Annotated in this window: 17 protein-coding genes; 6 read left to right on the top strand and 11 right to left on the bottom strand. The window is 73.5% G+C overall.

From position 1 onward, the window contains the following. The first annotated feature begins 35 nt into the window (after window positions 1-35). Genes opcA through HKK73_RS10070 form a run of 3 tightly spaced genes read left to right on the top strand, consistent with a single transcriptional unit; the run spans window position 36 to window position 2,433 of the window. On the top strand, window positions 36-953 hold the full coding sequence (gene opcA / locus HKK73_RS10060; protein WP_144723242.1) for a glucose-6-phosphate dehydrogenase assembly protein OpcA: 918 nt from the start codon (window positions 36-38) through the stop codon (window positions 951-953). Beyond that, window positions 950-1,744 carry a 6-phosphogluconolactonase gene (gene pgl / locus HKK73_RS10065; RefSeq protein WP_171467927.1) on the top strand — a complete coding sequence of 265 codons (795 nt, stop codon included), beginning with the start codon at window positions 950-952 and terminating at the stop codon, window positions 1,742-1,744. The genes opcA and pgl overlap by 4 nt, the downstream gene beginning before the upstream one ends. Next, window positions 1,741-2,433: an O-methyltransferase gene (locus HKK73_RS10070; RefSeq protein ID WP_171467928.1), complete on the top strand. Its 693-nt coding sequence runs from the start codon at window positions 1,741-1,743 to the stop codon at window positions 2,431-2,433. Before pgl ends, HKK73_RS10070 begins: the two co-directional genes overlap by 4 nt. Before the next feature lie 28 nt (window positions 2,434-2,461). On the opposite strand, the gene HKK73_RS10075 is transcribed toward HKK73_RS10070, so the two are convergent. The 9 genes from HKK73_RS10075 to uvrC all read right to left on the bottom strand — a co-directional run bounded on the left by HKK73_RS10075 (window position 2,462) and on the right by uvrC (window position 12,198). Beyond that, window positions 2,462-2,809 (bottom strand): RNA polymerase-binding protein RbpA, encoded by a 348-nt coding sequence (locus tag HKK73_RS10075; protein ID WP_021481809.1) that lies wholly within the window; start codon window positions 2,807-2,809, stop codon window positions 2,462-2,464. A 130-nt stretch (window positions 2,810-2,939) separates the two neighbouring features. Further along, complete coding sequence (gene secG, locus HKK73_RS10080) at window positions 2,940-3,182, bottom strand: preprotein translocase subunit SecG (protein ID WP_021481808.1); 243 nt, start codon at window positions 3,180-3,182, stop codon at window positions 2,940-2,942. A 208-nt stretch (window positions 3,183-3,390) separates the two neighbouring features. After that, a complete protein-coding gene (tpiA, locus tag HKK73_RS10085; RefSeq protein ID WP_085387882.1) occupies window positions 3,391-4,188 on the bottom strand; it encodes a triose-phosphate isomerase in 798 nt (265 codons plus the stop codon). A gap of 71 nt (window positions 4,189-4,259) precedes the next feature. Further along, complete coding sequence (gene pgk / locus HKK73_RS10090) at window positions 4,260-5,459, bottom strand: phosphoglycerate kinase (RefSeq protein WP_021481806.1); 1,200 nt, start codon at window positions 5,457-5,459, stop codon at window positions 4,260-4,262. 157 nt (window positions 5,460-5,616) lie between these two features. Next, complete coding sequence (gap, locus tag HKK73_RS10095; RefSeq protein ID WP_043654032.1) at window positions 5,617-6,621, bottom strand: type I glyceraldehyde-3-phosphate dehydrogenase; 1,005 nt, start codon at window positions 6,619-6,621, stop codon at window positions 5,617-5,619. Between the two features lie 362 nt (window positions 6,622-6,983). After that, window positions 6,984-7,964 carry a DNA-binding protein WhiA gene (gene whiA, locus HKK73_RS10100; protein ID WP_034655142.1) on the bottom strand — a complete coding sequence of 327 codons (981 nt, stop codon included), beginning with the start codon at window positions 7,962-7,964 and terminating at the stop codon, window positions 6,984-6,986. Window positions 7,965-8,103: 139 nt separating this feature from the next. Next, entirely contained in the window at window positions 8,104-9,069 is a 966-nt protein-coding gene (gene yvcK / locus HKK73_RS10105) for a uridine diphosphate-N-acetylglucosamine-binding protein YvcK (RefSeq protein ID WP_198163065.1), read from the bottom strand. 8 nt (window positions 9,070-9,077) lie between these two features. Then, window positions 9,078-10,064: an RNase adapter RapZ gene (gene rapZ / locus HKK73_RS10110; protein WP_051028082.1), complete on the bottom strand. Its 987-nt coding sequence runs from the start codon at window positions 10,062-10,064 to the stop codon at window positions 9,078-9,080. A 19-nt stretch (window positions 10,065-10,083) separates the two neighbouring features. Further along, window positions 10,084-12,198, bottom strand: coding sequence for an excinuclease ABC subunit UvrC (gene uvrC / locus HKK73_RS10115; RefSeq protein WP_061267762.1), 2,115 nt, complete (start codon window positions 12,196-12,198; stop codon window positions 10,084-10,086). A gap of 133 nt (window positions 12,199-12,331) precedes the next feature. On the opposite strand from uvrC, the gene HKK73_RS10120 reads away from it, so the two are divergent. Continuing rightward, a complete protein-coding gene (locus tag HKK73_RS10120; protein WP_085388754.1) occupies window positions 12,332-12,817 on the top strand; it encodes an OsmC family protein in 486 nt (161 codons plus the stop codon). A 113-nt stretch (window positions 12,818-12,930) separates the two neighbouring features. Here the strand turns inward: HKK73_RS10120 and uvrA are convergent, their stop codons facing one another. After that, a complete protein-coding gene (gene uvrA / locus HKK73_RS10125) occupies window positions 12,931-15,927 on the bottom strand; it encodes an excinuclease ABC subunit UvrA (RefSeq protein ID WP_051876870.1) in 2,997 nt (998 codons plus the stop codon). Between the two features lie 174 nt (window positions 15,928-16,101). Here uvrA and HKK73_RS10130 point away from each other — a divergent pair, with 174 nt between their 5' ends. Together HKK73_RS10130 and HKK73_RS10135 are read left to right on the top strand one after the other, a co-directional pair. After that, window positions 16,102-16,809, top strand: coding sequence for an MBL fold metallo-hydrolase (locus HKK73_RS10130; RefSeq protein ID WP_137280557.1), 708 nt, complete (start codon window positions 16,102-16,104; stop codon window positions 16,807-16,809). A gap of 121 nt (window positions 16,810-16,930) precedes the next feature. Then, window positions 16,931-17,230, top strand: coding sequence for a YciI family protein (locus tag HKK73_RS10135; protein ID WP_034655132.1), 300 nt, complete (start codon window positions 16,931-16,933; stop codon window positions 17,228-17,230). A gap of 13 nt (window positions 17,231-17,243) precedes the next feature. Here the strand turns inward: HKK73_RS10135 and HKK73_RS10140 are convergent, their stop codons facing one another. After that, a complete protein-coding gene (locus tag HKK73_RS10140; RefSeq protein WP_171467929.1) occupies window positions 17,244-18,377 on the bottom strand; it encodes a TerC family protein in 1,134 nt (377 codons plus the stop codon). Between the last annotated feature and the right edge of the window lies 1 nt (window position 18,378).

Consider the following 18,378-nt stretch of genomic DNA (forward strand, 5'->3'; position numbering starts at 1 on the left):
CGCGGCACGACCCTCCGACCGGCGAGGACCCCGCGATGATCATCGACCTGCCCGACACGACGACGAACGCGGTGAACAAGCGCCTCGTGCGCCTGCGCGACGAGGGCGGCGCGATCGCGCTGGGCCGCGTCCTCACGCTCGTCGTCATCGCGCGCGAGTCCGACGTCGAGACGTCGATCGAGGCCGCGAACGACGCGAGCCGCGAGCACCCGTGCCGCGTCATCGTCGTCGCGCCGTCCGGGCGCAGCACGACGCCGCACCTCGACGCGCAGATCCGCGTCGGCGGCGACGCCGGCGCGTCCGAGGTGGTCGTGCTCCGCACCGCCGGGCCGCTGCTCGAGCACGCGGACACGCTCGTCATGCCGCTCCTGCTGCCCGACGCGCCCATCGTCGTGTGGTGGCCGGGCCAGCCGCCCGCGTCCCCCGACGACGACCCGGTCGGCGCCATGGCCCAGCGGCGCATCACCGACTCGATCACGGCGAAGGACCCCGAGGCGACGCTCGCACAGCTCGCGCAGACGTACGGACCGGGCGACTCCGACCTCGCGTGGGCCCGCGTGACGCTGTGGCGCGGCCTCATCGCCGCGGCGCTCGACCAGCCGCCCTACGAGCCGGTGACGAGCGTCGTCGTCGAGGGCCAGGCCAAGCACACGTCGCTCGACCTGCTCGCCGCGTGGCTGGGCTCGCGACTGCGCTGCCCGGCGCAGGTGGTGCGACGGCGCGGTGCCGAGGCGATCACGCGCGTGACCCTCGAGCGCAAGAGCGGGCCGATCGTCCTCGACCGCCCCGACGGCCGCACGGTGACGATCAGCCAGCCGGGCAAGCCCGACCGCCGCGTCGCGCTGCCCATCCGGACGCTCAGCGAGGCCCTCATCGAGGAGCTGCGCCGTCTGGATCCCGACGAGATCTACGGCGAGGTGCTCACCAAGGGCCTGCAGAAGGTGGGCGCGTGACCGCCGCGGGGCCGGGCACCCCGGCGCGCCTGGTCGTCGTGCACCCCGACGCCGGCGTGCTCGCCGAGGCGGTGGCGTCGCGGCTCGTGACCCGCCTGCTCGACGTGCAGTCGGTCCGCCGCCCCGTGCACGTCGTGCTGACGGGCGGGACCGTCGGGATCGCGAGCCTGGCCGCGCTCGCGCGCCATCCCGCGCGCGACGCCGTCGACTGGTCCGGCGTGCACGTGTGGTGGGGCGACGAGCGCTTCCTCGCGTGCGGCGACGGCGAGCGCAACGAGACGCAGGCGCGCGCGGCGCTGCTCGACCACCTGCCGCACCTCCCGCCCGAGAACGTGCACCCGATGCCGGCCGCGGACGCGGCCGCGACCCCCGAGGAGTCGGCGACCGCGTACGCGGCGACGCTCGCGGAGCACGCGCCGGACGGCGAGCGGGTCCCGGCCTTCGACGTCCTGCTGCTCGGCATGGGCCCCGACGGCCACGTCGCGTCGCTCTTCCCGGACCACCCCGGGCTCGACGTCACGGGCACCCCGACGGCGGGCGTCCACGGCTCCCCCAAGCCGCCGCCCGAGCGCGTCACGCTGACCTTCGAGGCGATCGCGCGGGCCCGTCAGGTGTGGGTCGTCGCGGCGGGTGCCGAGAAGGCGCCCGCGGTCGCGTCGGCGCTCGCCGGCGCGCCAGCGCACGAGACCCCGGCCGCCGCGGTCGCGGGGACGGAGGCCACGCTGTGGCTCGTCGACGTCGCCGCGGCCGGCACCGGGAACCCGACCGAGACGGACGAGGGTCGCGCGTGACGACCGGCGGCGAGCACCCGGCCGACCCCGCGGCCACGTGGGAGGCCGTCGACGCGTACTTCGCGCCCCTGGTGGCCGAGGACGACGTGCTCGCCGCCGCGTCGGCGCGCGCCCGGGACGCCGGGCTCCCGGAGATCCAGGTCTCCCCCGCCCAGGGTCGGCTGCTGCAGCTCCTCGCGCTCGCGTCGGGCGCGCGGCGCATCCTCGAGGTCGGCACCCTGGGCGGCTACTCGACGATCTGGCTCGCCCGGGCCCTGCCCGCCGACGGCACGCTCGTCACGTGCGAGATCGACACGGCCCACGCCGCCGTCGCGCGCGAGTCCCTGGCCGCGGCCGGGCTCTCCGGGACGGTCGACGTCGTCGTCGGACCGGCCGCGGACACGCTGCGAGGGCTCGTCGCGGACGGCGCCGAGCCGTTCGACCTCGTGTTCGTCGACGCGGACAAGCCCTCGAACCCGGTCTACCTCGACCTCGCGCTGCGGCTCTCGCGCCCCGGGACGCTCCTCGTCGTGGACAACACCGTCCGCGGCGGGGCCGTCGCGGACGCGGCGAGCACCGACCCGAACGTGCTCGGCGTGCGGGAGATGGCGGATCGCGTCGTCGCGGACCCGCGCCTCGACGCCACGGCCGTGCAGACCGTCGGGTCCAAGGGCTACGACGGCTTCGTGCTCGCGCGCGTGCGCGGCTGAGCCGCTACCCGGACCGTCCCGGCCGGGTTCAGCGGCCGCGGCGGGCGCGCAGCGCGGCGAGCGCCTCGTCGAGGATCGCGACGCCGTCCTCGTCGCTGCGCCGCTCCTTCACGTACGCGAGGTGCGTCTTGTAGGGCTCGTTGCGCGACGGCGTCGGCGGGTGCTCCTGGTCCTGACCGGCCGGGAACCCGCACCGCGGGCAGTCCCAGGTCTCCGGCGCCTCGATGCCCGCCTCCGACGAGAAGCTGGGTCGCGTCTCGTGGCCGTTGGCGCACCAGTACGACACCCAGAAGCGCGGCGCGATCTCGCCGCGCTCGGACTCCCCGAGCGGTCCCGCCCCGACGCGCGACCCTCGGATCGCGTTACCACCTGCCACGTGCTCTCTCCCCCGTCCGTGCCGCCGTCGGCACTCGTTCCTGCCCGGACCGCGCGACCGTGCGCGGCTTGCCCCCTGCCGACTGCGGACTCTCCTGCCGTCCCGACGACGCCCCGGTGGGCGCGTGCGGTCAGACGACCTTCTGGAGGAGACCCAGGAGCACGATGACGACGGCCCAGACGAGGGCGAACGCCACGGTGATGCGGTTGAGGTTGCGCTCGGCGACGCCGGAGCTGCCCACGGAGCTCGAGATCCCGCCGCCGAACATGTCGGAGAGGCCGCCACCCTTCCCCTTGTGCATGAGCACGAGCAGGGTGAGGAAGGCGCTGGTCAGCACCAGCAGGATCTGGAGGATGATGCGCAGCACGTCCACGAGTACGTCCTTGAGGCTCAGGGCCGGCCCGACCGATGTCGGGACCGACCGCACGGTTGTCGTGCACGGGCGTGACCCGCGGCACAGGGGACAAGAGTAGGCGACGTGGGGCCGCCGCGGCCAACCCCGTCCGCCGCCGTCCCCGGACGGCGGCCGACGGCCCCGGGACGCGGTCCCGGGGCCGTCGGTGCGGGGTGCGAGGCGGAGGTCAGGCGCCGGTCGCGTGCGACTGGTAGCGCGCGATCTTCGCGAACTCCTCGGGGTCGAGGCTCGCGCCGCCGACGAGCGCGCCGTCGACGTCCGGCTGGGCCATGATCGCGGCCACGTTCGACGACTTCACCGAGCCGCCGTACAGGACGCGCGTCGCGTTCGCGAGGTCCGCGTCGTACAGGTCGCCGAGGGCTCCGCGGATCGCACCGCAGACCTCCTGGGCGTCCTCGGGCGTCGCGACCTCGCCCGTGCCGATGGCCCACACGGGCTCGTACGCGATGACGAGCGTCGCGAGCTGGGGGGCGGGGATGCCCGCGAGGGCGCCCTCGACCTGGGCGAGCGTGTAGGGGATCTGCTCGCCAGCCTTGCGCACGTCCAGGCCCTCGCCCACGCACAGGATCGGGGCGATGCCCTGACCCACGGCGGCGACGATCTTCTCGTTCACCAGGGCGTCGGTCTCGCCGTGGTACTGGCGGCGCTCTGAGTGCCCGATGGCGACGTAGCTCACGCCGAGCTTGGCCAGCATCGACGCCGAGATCTCGCCCGTGTACGCGCCCTCGGCGTGCGCCGAAACGTCCTGCGCGCCGTACTTGAGCTCGAGCTTGTCCGCGTCCACGAGCGTCTGCACCGACCGGAGGTCGGTGAACGGCGGCAGCACGGCGACCTCGACGGCCGCGTAGTCGTGCTTCGCGTCCTTGAGGGTCCACGCGAGCTTCTGCACGGTGTGGGTCGCCTGGTGGTGGTCCAGGTTCATCTTCCAGTTGCCCGCCATGAGCGGGGTGCGGGTGTTCGCCACGGGTCCTTCTTCTCTCTGTGGGGCCCGCGCCGCCCGCGGGAGCGGGCGGCGCGGAGGGGTACGGGGGGCGGTCAGCCCTCGAGGACGGAGATCCCCGGCAGGTCCTTGCCCTCGAGGAACTCGAGGCTCGCGCCGCCACCGGTCGAGATGTGGCTGAAGCCCGCCTCGTCGAAGCCGAGGATGCGGACCGCGGCGGCCGAGTCGCCGCCGCCGACGATGGTGAACGCGCCGTTCGCCGTCGCGTCGACCAGGGCCTGGGCCACGGCGCGCGTCCCGCCCGAGAACGCCTCGAACTCGAACACGCCGGCGGGGCCGTTCCAGACGACGGTCTTCGCGTCGACGATCTTGCTCGCGAAGAGCTTGGCCGACTCGGGGCCGATGTCGAGGCCGATCTTGTCGGCCGGGATCGCGTCCGCGGCGACGACCTCGTGCGGCGAGTCCGCGGCGAACGCGTCGGCCACCACGATGTCCGTCGGCAGGACGATCTCGACGCCGTTCTTCTCCGCGTCCGCGAGGTAGCCCTTGACCGTGTCGATCTGGTCCTCCTCGAGGAGGGACTTCCCGACGCCGTAGCCCTTCGCCGCGAGGAACGTGAACACCATGCCGCCGCCGATGAGCAGGCGGTCCGCCTTGGTGAGCAGGTTCGCGATGACGCCCAGCTTGTCGGAGACCTTCGAGCCGCCGAGCACGACCGCGTAGGGGCGCTGCGGGTCCTCCGTCGCCTTGCGCAGCGAGTCGACCTCCTTGAGGACGAGCTCGCCCACCGCGGACGGGAGCACCTGCGCGACGTCGTAGACCGACGCCTGCTTGCGGTGCACGACGCCGAAGCCGTCGGAGACGAAGACGTCCGCGAGCTGCGCGAGGTCGCGGGCGAGCGCCTGGCGCTCCGCGTCGTCCTTCGACGTCTCGCGCGGGTCGAACCGGATGTTCTCCAGCAGCGCGACCTCGCCGTCGCCGAGCGCGGCGACCGTCTCGCGCGCCGAGTCGCCGACGACGTCCTGCGCCAGGTGCACCGGCACGCCGAGCAGCTCGCCCAGGCGGGCCGCGACGGGCGCGAGGGAGTACTTCGGGTCCGGCTCGCCCTTGGGGCGGCCGAGGTGCGCGGTGACGATCACCTTCGCGCCCGCGTCCGTCAGCTTCTTCAGCGTCGGGAGCGCGGCGCGGATGCGCCCGTCGTCCGTGATGGTCGTCCCGTCGAGCGGGACGTTGAAGTCGGAGCGGACGAGGACGCGCTTGCCGCGCAGGTCGCCCAGGGAGTCGATGGTCTTCATGCGGTCTCCTACGGTTCTGTCGCCGTCGTGCGGGACGCCGACCGGCAGCCGGCCCGGCCCGCACATGAGGACGTCCGCGTGCGCGTCACCGGGCGGTGCCGGGACGCGCACGCGGACGCATGGTGCTACGCAGGGATGTGCTGCGTCAGCAGGTGGCTCAGAGCTTCTCGCCGACCAGGGCGGTCAGCGCGACGAGGCTGTTCGAGTAGCCCCACTCGTTGTCGTACCAGGAGACGACCTTGACCTGGTCGCCGATCACCTTCGTGAGCTTCGAGTCGAAGATGCTCTGGTGCGGGTTGGTGACGATGTCGCTCGACACGATCTCGTCGTCGACGTACTCGAGGATGCCCTTGAGCGGGCCCTCGGCCGCCGCCTTGAGCGCGGCGTTGACCTCGTCCACCGTGACCTCGCGCGAGGCGGTGAAGGTGAGGTCGGTCGCCGAGCCCGTGATGACCGGGACGCGCAGCGCGTAGCCGTCCAGCTTGCCCTTGAGCTCGGGCAGGACGAGCGACACGGCCTTGGCCGCACCCGTCGAGGTCGGGACGATGTTCTGCGCGGCGGCGCGGGCACGACGCAGGTCGCGGTGCGGGCCGTCCTGGAGGTTCTGGTCACCCGTGTAGGCGTGGATCGTGGTCATGAGACCACGCTCGATGCCGATCGAGTCGTTGAGCGCCTTGGCCAGCGGGGCGAGGCAGTTCGTGGTGCACGACGCGTTCGAGATGATGTGGTGCGCGGCCGGGTCGTACTGGTCCGAGTTCACGCCCATGACGAACGTGGCGTCCTCGTTCTTGGCCGGGGCCGAGATGATGACCTTCTTGGCGCCGGCGTCGATGTGCGCCTTCGCCTTGGTCGCGTCGGTGAAGAAGCCGGTCGACTCGATGACGATGTCGGCGCCGAGCTCGCCCCAGGGGAGGTTCGCCGGATCGCGCTCCGCGAGCGCACGGATCTTCTTGCCGTCGACGACGATGTTGTCGTCGTCGAAGTCCACGCTCAGCGGGAAACGGCCGAGGACCGTGTCGTACTTGAGCAGGTGCGCGAGCGTCTTGTTGTCCGTGAGGTCGTTCACGCCGACGATCTCGATGTCGGCGCCCGACTCGACGATGGCGCGGTAGAAGTTCCGTCCGATACGACCGAAGCCGTTGATACCGACGCGGATGGTCACAATGCCCTCCTCAGGGCGCGCCGGTTGTCCCGACGCACACGGTTGATGCCGAACGATCACGTACGCCGTCGTACGCAGGTGGTGATCGCGCCCGTGCCCCGCTGCCCGGATCCCGGCACAGCACCCTCCGTGCTCGTGGACCGTCACGGCGACAGCCGGGACCACCCACGCCCACGAGGGGTGTCAGCGAAGGAGCACGTCGTTGTCACCTGACACTGACGAGCCTATACCAACACCACTCCGTCATGTGACCTGAATCCCATGCTTCGGGACCATCGTCCCGCCGGTGCGTGACGTCCAGTGGACGGGCGCCGCGGCGTCGGGCGCGCGGCGCGACGGTCGCGGGCGGAGGGCCGCGCTCCTCAGAGGTCGAGCAGCTCCGGGCTCAGCCCCGCCTCGGTGTCCGGGATGCCGAGCTCGGCGGCGCGCTTGTCCGCCGTCGAGAGCAGGCGCCGGATGCGCCCCGCGACGGCGTCCTTGGTGAGCGGCGGGTCGGCGAGCTGACCGAGCTCCTCGAGCGACGCCTGCTTGTGCGCGAGGCGCAGCTCGCCGGCCTCGCGGAGGTGCTCGGGCAGGTCGGGCCCCAGGATCTCGAACGCCCGCTCGACCCGGGCGCCCGCCGCGACGGCGGCGCGCGCCGAGCGGCGCAGGTTGGCGTCGTCGAAGTTGGCGAGCCGGTTCGCCGTGCCGCGCACCTCACGACGCGCGCGCCGCTCCTCCCAGACGAGGACCGCCTCGTGCGCGCCGAGGCGCGTGAGGAGCGCGCTGATCGCGTCGCCGTCGCGGATCACCACGCGGTCGATCCCGCGGACCTCGCGCGACTTGGCGGACACCCCCAGGCGCCGGGCCGCGCCGACGAGCGCGAGGGCGGCCTCCGGGCCGGGGCACGTGATCTCGAGGGCCGACGAGCGCCCGGGCTCCGTGAGGGACCCGTGGGCGAGGAAGGCGCCGCGCCACGCGGCCTCGGCCTCCTCCACCCCGCCGGAGACGACCTGCGGGGGCAGCCCGCGCACGGGCCGGCCGCGCTGGTCGAGGAGGCCCGTCTGGCGGGCCAGGGACTCGCCGTCGCGCACGACCCGCACGACGTACCGGCTGCTCTTGCGCAGCCCCCCGGCGGACACCACGATCAGCTCGCTCGTGTGGCCGTAGACGTCGGCGATGGTCTCGCGCAGGCGCCGCGCGGCGATGGCCGTGTCGAGCTCGGCCTCGATGACCACACGACCGGAGATGAGGTGCAGGCCGCCCGAGAAGCGGAGCATCGCGGACACCTCCGCCTTGCGGCACGAGGTCTTGTCCACCCGCAGTCGTGCCAGCTCGTCCTTCACCTGTGCCGTGAGCGCCATGCGGGACATCCTGCCACCGATGGGAGCGTGTCGCGGCGGCGTCCGGGAGCGCGCGGGCGGCCGTCGCGATGTCCGGTGCGCACCCGGGCCCGGGCCCCTCGCGCGCCGGTCCACGACGGGCGCCGGAGGCGGCGAGGGCTCAGCGGGCGGGCGAGCCGACGTCCCCGAGGACGTCGTCGAACACGTCGCGGTAGGCGGCCGCGAGCCGCAGCGCGTCGTGCCGCGGCGTGCCGTCGCCCCGACGGACCTGGCGCAGCAGGAGCCGGGCGCCCATGCGCGCCGCGGCCTCCGCGAGCTGCTCGGTGTCCTCGACGGCGGACGGGTCGGCCACGACGGCGTCGATCCGCAGCTCCGGCGCGTGCTTGTGCAGCACCTCCAGGTGCTCCGTCGCGGTGAGCCCGAACGTCTCCCCCGTCTCGCTCGACAGGTTGAGCGTGACGCACCGGCGCGCCGACGTCTCGTGCAGCGCGCGTGCGAGCTCGGGGACGAGCAGGTGCGGCATCACCGACGAGAACCACGATCCCGGACCGAGCACGACCCAGTCCGCCTCCTCCACGGCCCGCACCGCCTCCGGGCACGCGGGCGGGTCGGCGGGCACGAGCCGGAGCTGCTCGATGCGGTCGTGGGTGACCGCGACGCGGCTCTGCCCGACGACCGTCTCGAGCCGGCCCTGCGTCCAGACGTCTGCCTCGATCCGCAGCGGTACGGCCGCCATGGGGAGCACCCGGCCCCGCGCCCCGAGGAGCTTGCCCACCCAGTCGAGACCGGCCACCGGGTCGTCGAGCAGCTCCCACAGCGCGACGATGAGCAGGTTGCCCACCGCGTGGTTGTCGAGGTCGCCCTCCGACGTGAACCGGTGCTGCAGGAGCGCGCTCCACGTGCGGCCCCACTCCGAGTCGTCGCACAGGGCCGCGAGCGCCATGCGCAGGTCCCCCGGCGGCAGGACGCCGAGCTCCTCGCGCAGGCGCCCCGAGGAGCCGCCGTCGTCGGCGACGGTGACGACCGCCGTGAGACGGTCGGACATGAGCCGCAGCGCCGACAGGCTCGCGGAGAGCCCGTGGCCGCCGCCCAGGGCGACGACGGCGGGGTTGCGCAGGCTGACCACGGCGCCGGTCACTCCTTGCCGAGGTCGCGGGCCGTGACGATGACGCGCTGCCCCTGGGCGCGCAGGCGTGCGGCGATCGCCTCGCTGATCGCGACGGACCGGTGCTTGCCGCCCGTGCAGCCGACGGCGATGGTCACGTACCGCTTCTCCTCGCCCAGATACCCGGCCAGCACCGGCTCGAGCGCGTTCACGTACCGGTCGACGAACTCGAGCGCGCCGGGGCGCCCGAGCACGTAGTCGCGCACGGGCGCGTCGCGGCCGGTGAGGTGGCGCAGCTCGGTGATCCAGTAGGGGTTGGCGAGGAACCGCACGTCGACCACGTGGTCCGCGTCGAGCGGCAGCCCGTACTTGAACCCGAACGAGACGACGTTGATGCGCAGCGTCTCGGGGGTGCCGTCGGCGACGGCGGCGCGCACCTCGCGCGCGAGGTCGTGCACGGTGAGCTCGGACGTGTCGATGACGACGTCGGACCGCTCCTCCAGGCTCGCGAGCAGACGGCGCTCCTCGGCGAGACCGTCGAGGATGCGCCCCTCCCCCTGCAGCGGGTGCGGGCGCCGGACCTGCTCGTAGCGCCGCACGAGCACCTCGTCGGACGCGTCGAGGAACAGGATGCGGTAGAACACGCCGCTCTGGCGCAGGTGGTCGAGCACCTCGACGAGGTCGGTGAAGAACTCGCGCCCGCGCACGTCGACGACGGCCGCGATGCGCTCGAGCGTCGAGCCGGACCGCGTCATGAGGTCCACGAGCGGGACGATCATGCGCGGCGGCAGGTTGTCGACGACGTACCAGTCGAGGTCCTCCAGCACGGCGGCGGCCCGGGTGCGGCCGGCACCCGACATGCCCGTGATGATGAGCACCTCGGCCTCGCTCGGCTCGGGGGCGTGGGTCGCGGCCTCGATCGCGGGGATGCCGCTGGGGACGGTGGTCGGGGAGGGCTCCGGCACGCGGGCAGGCTGGCCCTGCGGGCTGAGGTCCGGGGTCGGCTCCGAGGTCATGCCCCCAGCATGCCAGCCGTCACGCGCGGGCCGCGGCCTCGTCCTGCGCCGGAGTGTCCTGCGAGGGCCGGTCGTCCGTGGTCCCGCCGCCGAGCGCCGCGACGACGGCCTGCGCCGTCCGCTCGCCCATGCCGCGGACGCTCGCGATCTCCTCGACGCTCGCGGCGCGCAGCCGCTTGAGGGAGCCGAAGTGCTTGAGGAGCGCGGTGCGCCGCGCCGGGCCGAGGCCGGGGACGTCGTCGAGCGCCGAGGCCGTCATGCCCTTGCTGCGCTGCCTGCGGTGCTGGGCGATCGCGAAGCGGTGCGCCTCGTCGCGGACGCGCTGGAGCAGGTACAGGCCCTCGGAGGAACGCTGGAGGATGACGGGGTACTCCTCCCCCGGCAGCCAGACCTCCTCGAGCCGCTTGGCGAGGCCGCACAGCGCGACGTCGTCGATGCCGAGGTCGGCCAGGGCGCGCGCCGCAGCGGCGACCTGCGGCGGGCCGCCGTCGACGACGACGAGGTTCGGCGGGTACGCGAAGCGCGCGCGCCGGTCCACGGGCGCGTCGGGGTCGACCTCGCCGCTGCGCGGCACGTAGCCCGCCGCCTCCGCGGCACGCTCCGCCCGGCGCGCCGCGGCGTCGGACCCGTCGGCGACGTCGTCGGCCTCGAGGTCCAGCTCGACCTCGCCCGAGCGCGAGCGGTCGGACAGGTAGCGCTTGAAGCGGCGCGAGATCACCTCGTACATCGCCGCCGTGTCGTCGGCCGCGCCGTCGCCATCCGGGCCGCGGACCGTGAAGTGCCGGTACTCGCTCTTGCGCGCGAGCCCGTCCTCGAAGACCACCATCGAGGCGACCTGGTACGTGCCCTGGTTGTGCGAGACGTCGTAGCACTCGATGCGCAGCGGCGCCGTCTCGAGCTCGAGCGCCTCCTGGATCTCGCGCAGCGCCTGGCTGCGGGTCGTGAGATCGCCCGCGCGCCGCGTGCGGTGCAGCGCGAGCGCGTGCTCCGCGTTGGCGCGGACCGTCGCAGCGAGCTCCTTCTTGTCGCCGCGCTGCGGCACCCGGACGTCGACCCGCGCGCCCCGCAGCCCGGAGAGCCACGTGGTGACCTGGTCGGTGTCCGGCGGCAGGACGGGCACGAGGACCTCGCGCGGCACGGCGTCGCGCGCGAGGTCGCGCCCGGCGCGCGTCCCGGCGTCCGCCGCCACGGCCTCCTCCGCCGCGCCGTACACCTGCTGGAGCAGGTGCTCGACGAGCTCGGCGTCCGTGACGTCCTCGACCTTCTCGACGATCCAGCCACGCTGACCCCGGATGCGACCGCCGCGCACGTGGAACACCTGGACGGCCGCCTCGAGCTCGTCGCCCACGAGCGCGAACACGTCCGCGTCGGTGCCGTCGCCGAGCACGACCGCGTTCTTCTCCGTCGCGCGCTGGAGCGCGGCGATGTCGTCGCGCAGCCGTGCCGCGGCCTCGTACTCCATCGCGGCGGCGGCCTCGTTCATCTTGCGCTCGAGCCGGCGCACGAACCGCTGCGTGTCGCCCGCCATGAAGTCGCAGAAGTCCTCGGCGAGCGCCTTGTGGTCCTCGGGGGTGATTCGCCCGACGCACGGCGCCGAGCACTTGTCGATGTAGCCGAGCAGGCACGGGCGGCCCGTCTGGTGGGCGCGCTTGAAGACCCCCGCCGAGCACGTGCGCACGGGGAACACCCGCAGCAGGAGGTCGAGCGTCTCGCGGATCGCCCACGCGTGGCCGTAGGGCCCGAAGTACCGCGTGCCGGGCCGCTTCGCGCCGCGCATCACCTGGGCGCGCGGGAACTCCTCGCCCATCGTCACCGCGAGGTACGGGTACGACTTGTCGTCGCGGTACTTGACGTTGAACCGCGGGTCGAACTCCTTGATCCACGTGTACTCGAGCGCGAGGGCCTCGACCTCGGTGCCGACGACCGTCCACTCGACCGACGCGGCCGTCGTGACCATCGTCTGGGTGCGGTGGTGCAGGTTCGCGACGTCCTGGAAGTAGTTCGACAGGCGCGCGCGCAGGTTCTTGGCCTTGCCGACGTAGATCACACGGCCGTGCTCGTCGCGGAACCGGTAGACGCCCGGCGAGGTGGGGATCTCCCCCGGCGCAGGGCGGTACGTCGCGGGATCTGCCATGTTCTCCAGCCTAGGTCAGGCCACCGACGCCGGTGGCTCGGGTGTGGGGCGACGCGGGGACGCGGGAAGACGGACGCGGTGGCGCGGGGACGGCGCCGTGTGACGCGCGTCACCGGCGGTTAGGGTGGCGGCCATGAGCGCACAGCACGGCTACGCCGCGACGACCCGCTGGACCGGCGCGGGCGACCGCGGCACCGCGTCCTACACCGCCTACAGCCGCGACCACGAGGTGCTCCTCGACGGGAGGCCGCCGCTGCCCGGCTCCGCGGACCCGGCGTTCCGCGGCGACCCGACCCGGTACAGCCCCGAGGAGCTGTTCCTCGCGAGCCTGTCGCAGTGCCACATGCTGTGGTTCCTCCACCTCGCGGCCGCGGCGGGCGTCGTCGTGCGCGAGTACGTCGACGACGCGACCGGCACCATGCGGGTCGAGTCCGGGGGCGAGGGCCAGTTCACGGACGTCACGCTGCACCCGCGCGTGGTGGTCGACGACGGACCCGGCACGGACGAGGCGGCGCTGGCCACCCTCCACCAGCGCGCGCACGACCACTGCTTCATCGCGCGCTCGGTGAACTTCCGCGTGCTCGTCGAGCCGGCGCCCGCCCGGCGCGCCGCCGCCTGACGCCGGGCACGGCGAGCACGCGGCCCCGACGCGGCGAGCACCGAGCACGCCGCGCGGGTGCGGGCCCGCGCGGGTACGGGCCTGTTCGAGCCCGCACCCGCGCCGCACCGTCGTTACGCCGCGGACGCCTTGCGGCGCCCCGTCTTCGGCTTCTCGTCGGTCGCTCGACGCGCCGCCGCGGACCGGCCCTTCGTCGACCTGCCGGCCTTCGCCGCAGGCGCCGACGCCCCGGAGGACGCCGACGGCGCGGGCCCGACGGGCACGGGGTCGTGCCCCTCGAGGATCTCCGCGAGGAAGCGCCCGGTGTGGCTCGCCTCCACGCGCGCGACCTGCTCGGGCGTCCCCTGCGCGACGACCTTGCCGCCGCCGGAGCCGCCCTCGGGGCCCATGTCGACGACCCAGTCCGCGCTCTTGATGACGTCGAGGTTGTGCTCGATGACGAGGACGCTGTTGCCCTTGTCGACCAGCGACTGGAGCACGCCCAGCAGCTTGCGGATGTCCTCGAAGTGCAGGCCCGTCGTCGGCTCGTCGAGCACGTAGATCGTGCGGCCCGTCGAGCGCTTCTGCAGCTCGCTCGCGAGCTTGACGCGCTGCGCCTCGCCGCCCGAGAGCGTCGGGGCCGGCTGCCCGAGCCGGACGTAGCCCAGCCCGACCTCGACGAGCGTCTTGAGGTGCCGCGAGATCGCGGGCACGGCCGCGAAGAACTCGGACGCCTCCTCGATCGGCATGTCGAGCACGTCCGCGACGGTCTTGCCCTTGAAGTGCACCTCGAGCGTCTCGCGGTTGTAGCGCGCGCCGTGGCACACCTCGCACGGCACGTAGACGTCCGGGAGGAAGTTCATCTCGATCTTCAGCGTGCCGTCGCCCGAGCACGCCTCGCAGCGGCCGCCCTTGACGTTGAACGAGAACCGGCCCGGCGTGTAGCCGCGCACCTTGGCCTCGGTCGTCTCCGCGAACAGCTTGCGCACGTGGTCCCACACGCCGGTGTACGTCGCGGGGTTCGACCGCGGCGTGCGCCCGATCGGGCCCTGGTCCACGTGCACGACCTTGTCGAGGTGCTCGAGGCCGGTGACGCGCGTGTGGCGGCCCGCGACCTGCCGGGCCCCGTTGAGCTCGTTGGCGAGCACGGTGTAGAGGATCGAGTTCACGAGCGTGGACTTGCCGGAGCCGGAGACGCCCGTGACCGCGGTGAACGTGCCGAGCGGGAAGCTCACGTCGATGCCCGTGAGGTTGTGCTCGCGCGCGCCGACGACCTTGATCTGACGGCCCGGGTCCGTCGGGCGCCGCTGCGCCGGCAGCGGGATGCTGCGCCGCCCCGACAGGTACGCGCCCGTGACGGACTCCGGCGCCTCGAGCAGGCCCGCGTAGTCGCCCGAGTGCACGACGCGCCCCCCGTGCTCCCCCGCCCCCGGGCCGATGTCGACGACCCAGTCCGCGGTGCGGATGGTGTCCTCGTCGTGCTCGACGACGATGAGCGTGTTCCCGAGGTCGCGCAGGCGCGTGAGCGTCTCGATGAGCCGGCGGTTGTCGCGCTGGTGCAGGCCGATGCTCGGCTCGTCCAGCACGTAGAGCACGCCGACCAGGCCCGATCCGATCTGCGTCGCGAGCCGGATGCGCTGCGCCTCGCCGCCGGAGAGCGTCGCGGCCGGTCGCTCGAGCGAGAGGTAGTCGAGGCCGACGTCGAGCAGGAACCCGAGGCGCGCGTCGATCTCCTTGAGGACCTCGGTCGCGATGGCGCGCTCGCGCGCTCCCAGCTCGAGCGACCCGAGGAACGCCGCGGCCTCGCGCAGGGGCAGGCGGCACACGTCCCAGATGGACCTGCCGCCGACCTTGACCGCGAGCACCTCCGGCTTGAGGCGCGCCCCCTGGCACACGGGGCACGGGACCTCGCGCATGAAGGCCTCGTACTTCTCCTTCGACCAGTCCGACTCGGTCTCGGTGTGCCGGCGCTCGAGGAAGGTGATGACGCCCTCGAACCCGGTCGAGTACTGCCGCTCACGGCCCCAGCGGTTCTTGTACCGCACGTGCACCTGGTGGTTCTGGCCGTGGAGAACGGCCTTCTTCGCCCGCTCGGGCAGCGCGCGCCACGGCGTGTCCATGGAGAAGCCCAGGTCGTCCGCGAGCGCCGTGAGGACGCGCTCGAAGTACTCCGACGAGATCTGCGCCCACGGCGCGACCGCGCCCTCGCGCAGAGACTTCTCGTCGTCCGGCACCACGAGGTCCGGGTCCACCTCGAGTCGGAACCCGATGCCCGTGCACTCCGGGCACGCGCCGTACGGCGCGTTGAAGGAGAACGTGCGCGGCTCGATCTCGTCGAGCGCGAGCTCGTGGTCGTTCGGGCACGCGCGCTTCTCCGAGAAACGGCGCTCCCGGGCCGGGTCGTCCGCGTCCGCGTCGACGAGCTCGACGACGACGAGCCCGCCCGCGAGCCCGAGGGCCGTCTCGACGGAGTCGGTGAGCCGGCGCTGGACGCCCTCGCGCGCGACGAGTCGGTCGACGACCACCTCGATGTCGTGCTTGAGCTTCTTCTCGAGCGCCGGGACGTCCGTGAGGGTGCGCACCTCGCCGTCGACGCGGGCGCGGGCGAAGCCCTTGGTCTGGAGCTCCTTGAAGAGCTCGGAGTACTCGCCCTTGCGGCCGCGCACGACCGGGGCGAGGACCTGGTAGCGCGTGCCCTCGGGGAGCTCGAGGAGACGGTCGACGATCTGCTGCGGGGTCTGCGCGGTGACGCGCTCGCCGCACACCGGGCAGTGCTGCGTCCCGGCGCGCGAGAACAGCAGGCGCAGGTAGTCGTAGACCTCGGTGATGGTGCCGACGGTCGAGCGCGGGTTGCGGTTCGTGGACTTCTGGTCGATCGAGACCGCGGGCGACAGGCCCTCGATGAAGTCGACGTCCGGCTTGTCCATCTGGCCGAGGAACTGGCGCGCGTACGCGGACAGCGACTCGACGTACCGGCGCTGCCCCTCCGCGAAGATGGTGTCGAAGGCGAGCGACGACTTGCCCGAGCCGGAGAGCCCCGTGAAGACGATGAGCTTGTCGCGCGGGAGGTCGAGGTCGACGTTGCGCAGGTTGTGCTCGCGGGCACCGGAGATGACGAGGCGATTGCTCACCGCAGCATCGTACGGCCGACCACCCACACTCGCACAGGTGTTCGACGTCACCTCCGCACGGCAGCCGGCGAACGCACACGATCGCCCCACGTCCGGGCTCTCCGCCGTGACCCGGGTCACCGCGGCCGGGGTCGCGGCGCGCTGCCCGCCGCGAGCGGACGGCACACTGGGCGCATGACGTACACCGGACAGGTCGCCGTGGGCGGCCCGCACGACCTGCGACGGCTCGACGAGGTCGAGATCCGCAAGCTCGCCGTCGGGCCGCTCGCGAACGACGTCTACCTCCTCACGTGCCGGCGCACCGGTGCCCAGCTCCTCGTCGACGCCGCCGACGCGCCCGACGACGTGCTCGACCTCGTGCGGGCGGGCTCGCCGTCAGGACGGCTCGACGGCGTCGTCACGACGCACCGGCACGCCGACCATCTCCGGGCGCTCGCGCCGGTCGTCGCCGCGACGGGCGCGTCGTCGGCCGCCGGCGAGCCCGACGCGGACGCGGTCGCCGCGGCGTCCGGCGTGCCCGTCGGCCGCCGCCTGCGGCACGGGGACGTGCTGCGGGTGGGCGCGCTCGACTTCGAGGTCGTGGCGCTGCGCGGGCACACGCCGGGATCCGTCGCGCTCGCCTACCGCGAGCCGGACGACGTCGCCGAGCCCGAGGCCGTTCCTGGCCGGGTGCACCTGTTCACCGGGGACTCGCTCTTCCCCGGCGGGGTCGGGAACACCGACCGCGACCCGGCGCGGTTCGCGAGCCTGCTGTCCGACGTCGTCGGGCGGGTCTTCGACCGGTTCGACGACGCCACGTGGGTCTATCCCGGTCACGGCGCCGACACGACGCTCGGTGCCGAGCGGCCGCACCTCGCCGAGTGGCGCGAGCGGGGCTGGTAGCGCGGGTCTGGTAGCGGGCGGCCGGTGGCGTGCGGCCGGTAGCGGGCGGCAGGCAGCACCGGGCGCAGCCGAGGCGCGGACCCGGCCGCGCGCCGTCGGGCCGGCCTGGTTCACTGGCTCCATGCCGATCCACGCCGTCACCTACGTCTACGCCGACCGCAGCGCCGAGCTCGACGCCCTGCGACCCGAGCACCGCGCGTTCCTCGCCGCCCTCCACACCCGGGGCACGCTCCTCGCCTCCGGTCCGCTTCCCGCCCACGAGGGCGCGCCTGCCGGAGCGCTGCTGGTCCTCGACGGGGAGACGCCCGACGCCGTCGCCGCGGTCCTCGACGAGGACCCGTTCGCGCGCGCCGGGCTGGTCGCGCAGCGCGCGGTCCGCCCGTGGTCGCCGGTGATCGGCGACTGGGCGGACCGCGTCTGAGCCGGGCCGCGCGCTAGCGCCCGGCACCCCCACGGGGGACCCCGCCGCCCTGCGGCGGGGTCTCCCCGGCGGCGGGCGCCTCGTCGGTCACGGTCTCCGTGGCGTCCTCCGTGACGTCTTCCGTGGACGACGGCGCGGTCCCGGGCTCCTCGCCGTCCGCCGGCTCGCTCCGTGCGTGCAGCGCGCGGGTGCGCAGCAGGCTCGCGACGGTGGTGACCGCGAGCGCCCCGACGATCACCACGAGCGAGAGCCAGATGGGGACCGTCGGCACCGCCTCGAGGTGCTCGCCCCCGTTGATGAACGGCAGCGTGTTCTCGTGCAGCGCCTCGAGGATGAGCTTGACGCCGATGAACCCGAGGATGACGGCCAGGCCGATCGGCAGGTAGACCAGCCGCTCGAGCAGACCGCCCAGCAGGAAGTAGAGCTGGCGCAGCCCCATGAGGGCGAAGACGTTCGTCGTGAAGACGATGAACGGGTCCTGCGTGAGCCCGAAGATGGCCGGGATCGAGTCGAACGCGAACAGCAGGTCGGTGCTGCCGATCGCGAGGAACACGACGACGAGCGGCGTGAAGACCCGCTTGCCGTCCTCGACCGTGCGCAGCCGGCCGCCGTCGTACCGGGTGCCGAGCGGCAGGACCCGGCGCAGCGCCCGGACGGCGCGGTTCTCGTGGTACTCCTCGGGCTCGTCGCCGCCCGCCACGAGCTTGATCGCCGTGTACACGAGGAACGCGCCGAACAGGTAGAACACCCAGACGAACTGCGAGATGATCGCCGCGCCCGCCAGGATGAACGCTCCCCGCAGGACGAGCGCGACGATGATCCCGACCATGAGGACGCGCTGCTGCTGCTCCCGCGGGACCGCGAAGCGCGCCATGATGATGACGAACACGAACAGGTTGTCCACCGAGAGGCTGTACTCGGTGAGCCACCCGGCGTAGAACTCCCCGGCCGGTGCCGCGCCCCCCACCGCTCCGACGACCGCCCCGAAGACGAGCGCGAGCGCGACGTAGAACCCGACCCACAGCGCGCTCTCGCGCATGGACGGGACGTGCGGCCGGCGCCCGACGACGAACAGGTCGACGAGGAGCAGGACGGCGAGCGCCGAGAGCGACGCCCACTCGAACCAGACGGGAAGTTCGTGAACCATC

The organism is Cellulosimicrobium sp. 72-3 (genome assembly GCF_013127315.1).
Taxonomy (GTDB): Bacteria; Actinomycetota; Actinomycetes; order Actinomycetales; family Cellulomonadaceae; genus Cellulosimicrobium; species Cellulosimicrobium funkei.